This is a genomic window from Brevundimonas sp. SPF441 (assembly GCF_009661015.1).
GTDB lineage: Bacteria > Pseudomonadota > Alphaproteobacteria > Caulobacterales > Caulobacteraceae > Brevundimonas > Brevundimonas vesicularis.
This window is the reverse complement of sequence record NZ_WJWX01000033.1, coordinates 21,153-28,365: the sequence shown is the minus strand read 5'-3', so window position 1 is coordinate 28,365 and position 7,213 is coordinate 21,153. Positions and strand designations below refer to the sequence as shown.

6 protein-coding genes are annotated in these 7,213 nt (G+C 68.5%); 2 read left to right on the top strand and 4 right to left on the bottom strand.

The window, feature by feature from the left end; translation table 11 throughout:
• Nucleotides 1–182: 182 nt before the first annotated feature.
• Both GGC30_RS14890 and GGC30_RS14885 read right to left on the bottom strand, forming a co-directional pair.
• Nucleotides 183–1,469, bottom strand: coding sequence for a hybrid sensor histidine kinase/response regulator (locus GGC30_RS14890; RefSeq protein WP_194943612.1), 1,287 nt, complete (start codon nucleotides 1,467–1,469; stop codon nucleotides 183–185).
• A gap of 83 nt (nucleotides 1,470–1,552) precedes the next feature.
• Nucleotides 1,553–2,578, bottom strand: coding sequence for a DUF4167 domain-containing protein (locus GGC30_RS14885; RefSeq protein WP_153925745.1), 1,026 nt, complete (start codon nucleotides 2,576–2,578; stop codon nucleotides 1,553–1,555).
• A 353-nt stretch (nucleotides 2,579–2,931) separates the two neighbouring features.
• Between GGC30_RS14885 and GGC30_RS14880 the strand changes: the two genes are divergently transcribed.
• Both GGC30_RS14880 and GGC30_RS14875 read left to right on the top strand, forming a co-directional pair.
• Nucleotides 2,932–4,164 (top strand): NAD-dependent epimerase/dehydratase family protein, encoded by a 1,233-nt coding sequence (locus GGC30_RS14880; protein ID WP_153925743.1) that lies wholly within the window; start codon nucleotides 2,932–2,934, stop codon nucleotides 4,162–4,164.
• A gap of 8 nt (nucleotides 4,165–4,172) precedes the next feature.
• Nucleotides 4,173–5,066, top strand: a complete 894-nt coding sequence (locus GGC30_RS14875; protein ID WP_153925741.1) for an SDR family NAD(P)-dependent oxidoreductase — start codon at nucleotides 4,173–4,175, stop codon at nucleotides 5,064–5,066.
• A gap of 52 nt (nucleotides 5,067–5,118) precedes the next feature.
• On the opposite strand, the gene GGC30_RS14870 is transcribed toward GGC30_RS14875, so the two are convergent.
• Together GGC30_RS14870 and GGC30_RS14865 are read right to left on the bottom strand one after the other, a co-directional pair.
• Nucleotides 5,119–5,730, bottom strand: a complete 612-nt coding sequence (locus GGC30_RS14870; RefSeq protein ID WP_017506335.1) for a DUF1134 domain-containing protein — start codon at nucleotides 5,728–5,730, stop codon at nucleotides 5,119–5,121.
• Between the two features lie 124 nt (nucleotides 5,731–5,854).
• Complete coding sequence (locus GGC30_RS14865; RefSeq protein WP_153925739.1) at nucleotides 5,855–7,195, bottom strand: APC family permease; 1,341 nt, start codon at nucleotides 7,193–7,195, stop codon at nucleotides 5,855–5,857.
• Nucleotides 7,196–7,213 lie beyond the last annotated feature (18 nt).

The following is a 7,213-nucleotide window of genomic DNA, read 5'->3' as shown; positions in this document are numbered from 1 at the left end:
ATCGGCGCCGGACCGGCCGCGCGGCCGGCTTCGACGCTTGGCTGGCCAAGCCGCTGGATCTGGCGGCCCTGGCGACGGCGCACAGGACGGCCAGCGGCGCCAGGCGACGCGCGAGCGAGCGGAACGGTACGAAACGGGACATCGACGCTTCCCTTGGGGCGATCAGGCGAACTTTCAGCCTCTTAGGCCCTCTCGCGACCGTCGGCGTCAACCTCCGGGCCGCCCAGCGCCGTATTCAGCGCCGCCGCCAGGGCCGCCAGATCCAGCGGCTTGGCCAGCCAAGCGTCGAAGCCGGCCGCGCGGCCGCGCGCCCGGTCCGGCGCCGATACGGCCGCCGTCAGCGCCAGGACCGGCACGTGACGCGTCAGGGGATCGACGTCCAGCCGCGCCTTGACCTCATAGCCGTCCATGTCCGGCAGGCCGATGTCGAGCAGGATGACGTCGGGTCTGAGCGCACGCGCCAGATCCAGCCCCTCCGGTCCCGTCGTCGCGGCGTGCAGCGTCAGGCCCAGTCCGCTCGCCGCCTGGCGCATCAGGGCGATGTTGGCGCGATTGTCCTCGATATAGAGCACCACCGCCTGACGCGATGACGCCAGACCCGGCGCGTGGGCTGCCGGCAAACTCAGCGAAAAGATCGTGCCCGCACCGGGGTCGCGCGCCATGGTCAGGGCGCCGCCCATCCGCTCGGTCAGCCGCTGGACCGAGGCGACGCCGAGAGCGGTGCCGCCTCTGGCGTCGCGACCATCCAACGGGCGGAACGGTCGGTCGTCGCCTGCCTCGACGGGGATCATGCCGGCGTCATGGATGGCGATGACGATCCGGTCCTCAGCGCGCGACATCTCCATGCGCACTGTGCCTCCGCCGGGCGAATGGCGCAGGGCGTTCTCGACCAATCGGCGCAGGATGCGGCGGATCTGGCCCGGATCGGCCATGACGCACAGGCCGTGGGCAGGCGGCGGACAGGCCAGCGTCACCCCCGCCTCTCGCGCCTGCGCCTCCAGCCCATCGCAAACCTGACGCAGCGCCAGACGCAGATCGACGCGGTGCAGCGAAGGCGAACCGCCGCCGTCACCGCCGGTCATGAAGGCTTCGGTTTCCTCGATCAGGGCCAGCAGGACGCCGGCCGCGGCCTCGATCTGACGCACGGACTGAGCCTGGCGCGCGGTCAGGGGATCGACCGGGTCGTCGGCGCGCAGCAACTGGGCGAAGCCCATGATCGTGGTCAGGGGATTGCGCAGTTCGCGCCCAAGGCCCTGCATGATCTCGTCCCGCGTCCGTAGCTTGGCGGTCAGGCGGTCGACCTCGCCCTCGGCCGTCGTCAGGGCGCGGCGCAGGCCTTGGGTCTGCTGGGCGATGCGGGCTTCGAGCCGGGCGTTCTCTCGACGCAAGCCCTCGGTGACCCCGAGCGCTTGAAGCCAGAGCCAGATCCCCGCGCAGGTTCCCGCCAGCGCCAGGGACAAGACAAGCAAGACGAAATCCATGACGCTCCTCCGACGCGCCATACTGACGCGTCTGAGTTGCATTCAGGTAAACGTACTCGCTTGGGTTGTTATCAGTCTTCGCTGGCTGCGGCGGCTTCGGGCTTGCGACGCGGCGCACGGCGACGCGGGGCCGCCTCGCCTTCGGCTTGCTCGGCCGGGGCCGACGACACCGGCGCACGGGTCAAAAAGCCCGGCAAGGCGGTCGGGGCGTCGCCCTCGTCCGCCGCAACAGCGGCGGCGGTGCGGCGCGGTCGGCGTGCGGGACGTTCATCGGCGGTCGGCGCCTCGACGCTCGGGGCTTCACCGACAGGCGCATTGACGGGCGTCTCGGCGACGGGCGCTTCGCTGACGGCTTCGGCGCGGTCGGCCTCGGCGTAGGAAGGGGCGGCACCCTCAGCGCCGTCTTGGGCGCCGTCCTGATTGTCGAAGCGGCGATTGCGTTCCTCGCGGCGACGCTCCCAGCGTTCACGACGGCTTTCGCGACGACCGCCGCCCTCGCCCTCGGCGCGGACCTCGTCGCCCTCGCGCGGCTCGCGGGGTTCGCGCGGCTGCTGGCTGTCGCGGTTCTGGTCACGATCACGGTTCTGATCGCGGTCGCGGTCGCGGTTGTCACGGTCGCGGTCGCGGTCGCGGTCACGATTGTAGTCGCGGTCGCGGTTCTGATCGCGGTTCTGGTTCTGCTCGGCGCGCTCGGCGGCCTCTGCGGCCTGACGGTCGGCGGCCTGCTGGGCGGCGACGAAGGCGGCGGCCTGAGCGCCGGATTCGTCCTCGAAGTCGATGTCGAAGCCCTGGTTGGACTGTTCGCGCGCGGCGATGTCCGAGAAGGACCGCTGCGGCTGGAGCGCGCGCAGGACGCGGTAATAGTGTTCGGCGTGCTGCTGATAGTTTTCGGCCAGCACCCGGTCGCCGCTGGAGGCCGCATCGCGGGCCAGCTGCTGATAGCGCTCGTACACCGTCTGGGCGTTGCCCCGGACCTTGATGTTCTCGGGGCCTTGCGAATCCCACGAACGATTCGGATTGGCGTTGTTGGCGTTATTGGCGCCCGCCTTGTTCCGATTGCGTCCGCGCTGACGCTTCATGCCCTTGAAATCTCTCATTCGCGCTACCGTGTGCAGGGGCGGACCAAAGCCTGAAGGCCGGTTCCGTCCGTTTCGTGGTTCCGTCTCGCTCGGGGCCGATCCCCGATTGTCGAACTGTCGGAATGCCTTGTCGCCCGCATGGTGCGCCGGTCCTTTCGGGACCGACCGTCATGGCCGGCTCAAGCCGCGAACAGCCGGGTATGCGCCCGTAAAGCTGCGATTGAGTGGGAGACGGCAGAGACTTAACCCGAGTGGGCGGCCTTTCCAAGCGATATTCGTCAATGCGTCGCACCGAACCCTGCACAGCGCCGCTTTGCCAAGCCCGCCGGCTGGGCTAGGCATGACCTTTGAGACGACGATGAGGCTATCCCATGCGCGTGCTGGTTCTGGGCGGCGACGGTTTTTGCGGCTGGCCCACGGCCCTGCATCTGTCGGCCGAAGGGTGGGACGTGACCATCGTCGACAACCTGAGCCGTCGCAACATCGACAACGAGCTGGAGGTCCAGTCCCTGACGCCGATCCGCACCATGGGCGAGCGGATCAAGGCGTGGAAAGAAGTCTCCGGCCGCGACATCGGCTTCGTCAACATGACGGTGGGCAAGGAGTTCGACCGCCTGGTCGCCCTGATCCGTGACTTCGCCCCCGACAGCGTGGTGCATTTCGCCGAGCAGCGGGCGGCCCCCTATTCGATGAAGTCGGCGCGGCACAAGCTGTACACCGTCGACAACAACATTAACGCCACCAACCATCTGCTGGCCGCCATCGTCGAAAGCGGCCTGGACGTCCACCTGGCGCACCTGGGGACGATGGGGGTCTATGGCTACGGCACCGCAGGCCTGCGCATCCCCGAGGGCTATCTGAAGGTGACGGTGGATACCGACAACGGCCCCGCCGAGCAGGAAATCCTGTTCCCGCCCAATCCGGGCAGCATCTATCACATGACCAAGACGCAGGACGCCCTGCTGTTCCAGTTCTATGCCCGCAATGACAACCTGCGCATCACCGACCTGCACCAGGGCATCGTCTGGGGCACCCAGACCGAACAGACCAAACAGGACGAACGACTGATCAACCGCTTCGATTATGACGGCGATTACGGCACGGTGCTGAACCGCTTTTTGATGCAGGCGGCGGTCGGTTATCCGCTGACGGTGCATGGATCGGGCGGCCAGACGCGGGCCTTCATCCATATTCAGGACACGGTGCGCTGCGTCGAACTGGCGCTAAAGAACCCGCCCAAACGAGGCGACCGGGTCAAGATCCTGAACCAGATGACCGAGAGCCGCCGTGTGCGCGATCTGGCGGCCATGATCGCGGACAGGACCGGCGCCGAAATCCATAATGTCGCCAATCCGCGTCAGGAGGCCGACGAGAACGATCTGGTCGTCGCCAACGACCAGTTCCGGGATCTAGGGTTGAAGCCGATCACCCTGGCGCAAGGCCTGATGGACGAGGTCACGGACATCGCCCGCCGCTATGCCGACCGGGCCGATCTGGGTCGGGTGCCGTGCGTCTCCGCCTGGAACCAACGCCGGGCGGAGGCGCTGGAAAATGAGGCGCGGCCGACAGTTGACGCGCCGCCTTCCCAAGTTCTGACGGCCTGAGTTTCGTAATGCCTATCGCCTCCCCTCCCCTCGATCTGCTGGTCTTCGGCGGCGGCTATCTGGGACGGGCGGCGGCGCTGGAGGCCGTACGCCGCGGCGGACGGGCGACCGCCACCTCGCGCGATCCCGAGCGGCGTCGCGCCCTGGCGGCCGAGGGGATCATGGCCATCGACCCCAGCGATGCGGCTGCCTTGAAGACGTCGCTGGAGGCGGCGACGGCCGTGCTGATCACCGCCGCGCCGGACGCCCAAGGCTGTCCCGGTCTGCGGGCCCTGGGGCCTCTGGCGGGCGACGCCTTGCCCGACTGGATCGGTTATGTCTCCTCCACCTCCGTCTATGGCGACCGGGCCGGCGGATGGGTGTTCGAGGACGGGCCGCTTAACGCCGCCAATCTGGAGGGCGCACGCCGCGTCCGGGCCGAACGCGATTGGCTGGATGGGGCGCAGGGGATGGGGCTGACCGTCCAGATCTTCCGCCTGCCCGGTTTCTACGGGCCGGGGCGCAGCGTGGTCGAGCGGCTCAAGGAAGGCACGGCGAAGCTGGTCAGAAAGCCCGGCCAGGTCTTCAACCGCATCCATGTAGATGACATCGTCTCGGGCCTGTTCGCGTCGATGGCGCAGCCGCGACCGGGCGCCGCCTACAATCTGACTGACGACGAACCGTCGCCCGCCGATGTGGTGATGGAATGGGCGGCGGATCGGATGGGCCTGCCCCGCCCGCCCCAGGTGGACTGGACCGACGACAGCGTCAGCGAGGCGATGCGTCGCTTCTATCTGGATTCCAAGCGCGTCTCGAACGCCCTGGCCAAGGCCGAGCTGGGCTGGCGGCCCGCCTATCCCAGCTGCCGCGAGGGGCTGGCGACGCTGATGGACGCGCCGCCGCCGCTGCGATTGGTGAGCTAGGGCGCAGTCACGCGCCCTAGCCGCGAGCGACCGCGTCGCGAGCCTAGCGCGCTTAGAAGGGCAGCAGATTGCGCTGGCGGCTATAGCTCATGGTGCCGACGTTGGCGCCCAGGCGCAGGCCGACGCCGGTGCGGATGGGGGCCAGGACGATGCCGTCTGCGCGCTGATAGTTCACGCCCAGGCCCGCGACCAGATAGGCCGAGCCCTCGATGCCGGGATAGCGGCGATAGATCATGTCGGGGTGGTACAGGCCATAGACCAGGGTGAAGACGCGGCTGGCGTTGCCGCCCCAGTCCCAACCCACCGACGCGCCCTGCCAGAACACTTCCTGAGAGGCCGACAGGTCCTTCATGTGCAGGGCGCCGCGGCCGTAGCGGGCGCCGACAACGACGGCGCCGGAGCCTTCCTCGCCCGCGATATAGGCGGTCGGGCGGTCGCCCTGGTCGGCGAAGACGCGCTCGATCGCGCCGCCCACGACCTCGGCCGCGATGCCCAGCTCGCGCGAGCCGGCCGAAACCAGTTCGTCGAAGCTGTAGGCCTGGGCCGTCTGGTCCGAGCGGATCGGATAGTTGGGATCGCGCGGCGGCGCCGAGGCGCAGGCGCCCAGCGACGAGGCGCCGGCGGCGGTGGCGAGGCCCGAAAGGATCAATTGGCGGCGATGCATGGAGGGCGCTCCGAAAGGCGACGAGAGGACGGCCGGCTGGCGCGCCGGTCTTGGCCTCACCGTCCCCGACCTTTGCGGCAGCCTTGCGGCTTCAAGGTTAACGGGGTCTTACCGGGCGCGCCGATCAGGCCGCAGCGCGCTTTCGCCGGACCAGCAGCCAGGCCAGCCCGATCAGGACCGCCAGCATTCCAAAGGCCTTTCCAGCCGTCAAAGGATCCTCGACCACGAAGATCACGAACAGGGTCGTATTGATCGCCAGGGCGATGATCGCCGGCAGGGGATAGAGCGGCATCTTCCACGGCCGGTCCAGATTTGGCTCGCGCACCCTCAGGACGATGACGGCCGCATTCACCAGGACGCTCATCAGCGCCAGCAGCGACGTCGAAAAGGTCAGCAAGGTCTCATAGACCCCGATGGTGGCCAGTAGCCCGCCGGCCAGCACGGTCGCGATCAGGGCCAGACGCGGCGTGCCGTTTGCGGCGACCCGGGTCAGGGCCGAGATCTGATACTCGCGCGCCATGGCGAACAGGACGCGCGGGAACACCATGACCATCGCATTGATGATCGTCACCAGCGACACCAGCGAAATGGCCGTGACGATGGGGCCGGCGACATCGCCGAACACCCGACCGGCCGCATCCGCGGCGACGAGGTTCGAGCCCGCCATCTCGGCCGGCGTCAGGACGTTCAGATAGGCCAGGTTGGCCAGCACATAGATCACCGTCACCACGGCGATGCCCGAGAAGGTCGCCCGCGCGATGGTCCGGCCCGGATCGACGACCTCTTCGCAGAAGTAGGAGGCGCTGTTCCAGCCGTAATAGGTGCCAGAAATCGCCCGCAGGGCCATGACGATGCCGCCGAAGGTCAGGGCCGCCGCCGTCGCCGGCGCGATCTCGGTCGCGACGGGCGCGCCGCGCGGCGCCAGGAACAGGCCGATGATCAGCACAGTGAACAGGGCCGCCTTGACCGCGCTGCCGATCTCCTGCGACCGACCGCCGACCTTGGTCCCCAGCCATTGGACACTGCCCACCACGACCACGATCAAGAGGGCCAGGACGCCGATCGGCACGCTGGTCGCGACGCCCAGTCGGTGCAGATATTCGCCGAAGACCACAGCGATGAAGGCGATGCCGCCCATATTGCCCAGCCAGTCGCAGACGCCGACGGCGAGGCCGGTCAAAGACCCGAAGGCGCGACGGGCGAAGATATAGGGGCCGCCCGTCTTGCGGATCGAGGCGGCCAGCTCGACCGTCGACATGGCGTCGATCCAGGCGACCAGACCGGCGACGCACCACAGGGCGATGATGATCGTGAAGTTCTGAACCCCCTCGGCGACCACGCCGGGGGTACGCAGTATGCCCTGACCGATGACGCCGCCGACCACGACGGCGACGCCGAACGTCACGCCCAAGACGCGCAGCAAATGGCCGCGATCCGGTTGGGCCGCCTGAGGTTCCGTCGTCATCGCCTATGTCCCCCGCGC

Coding starts and splice junctions, on each gene's coding strand:
- GGC30_RS14880 (WP_153925743.1), top strand. CDS start 2,932: ATGCGCGTGCTGGTTCTGGGCGGCGACGGTTTTTGCGGCTGGCCCACG.
- GGC30_RS14875 (WP_153925741.1), top strand. CDS start 4,173: ATGCCTATCGCCTCCCCTCCCCTCGATCTGCTGGTCTTCGGCGGCGGC.
- GGC30_RS14885 (WP_153925745.1), bottom strand. CDS start 2,578: ATGAGAGATTTCAAGGGCATGAAGCGTCAGCGCGGACGCAATCGGAAC.
- GGC30_RS14870 (WP_017506335.1), bottom strand. CDS start 5,730: ATGCATCGCCGCCAATTGATCCTTTCGGGCCTCGCCACCGCCGCCGGC.
- GGC30_RS14865 (WP_153925739.1), bottom strand. CDS start 7,195: ATGACGACGGAACCTCAGGCGGCCCAACCGGATCGCGGCCATTTGCTG.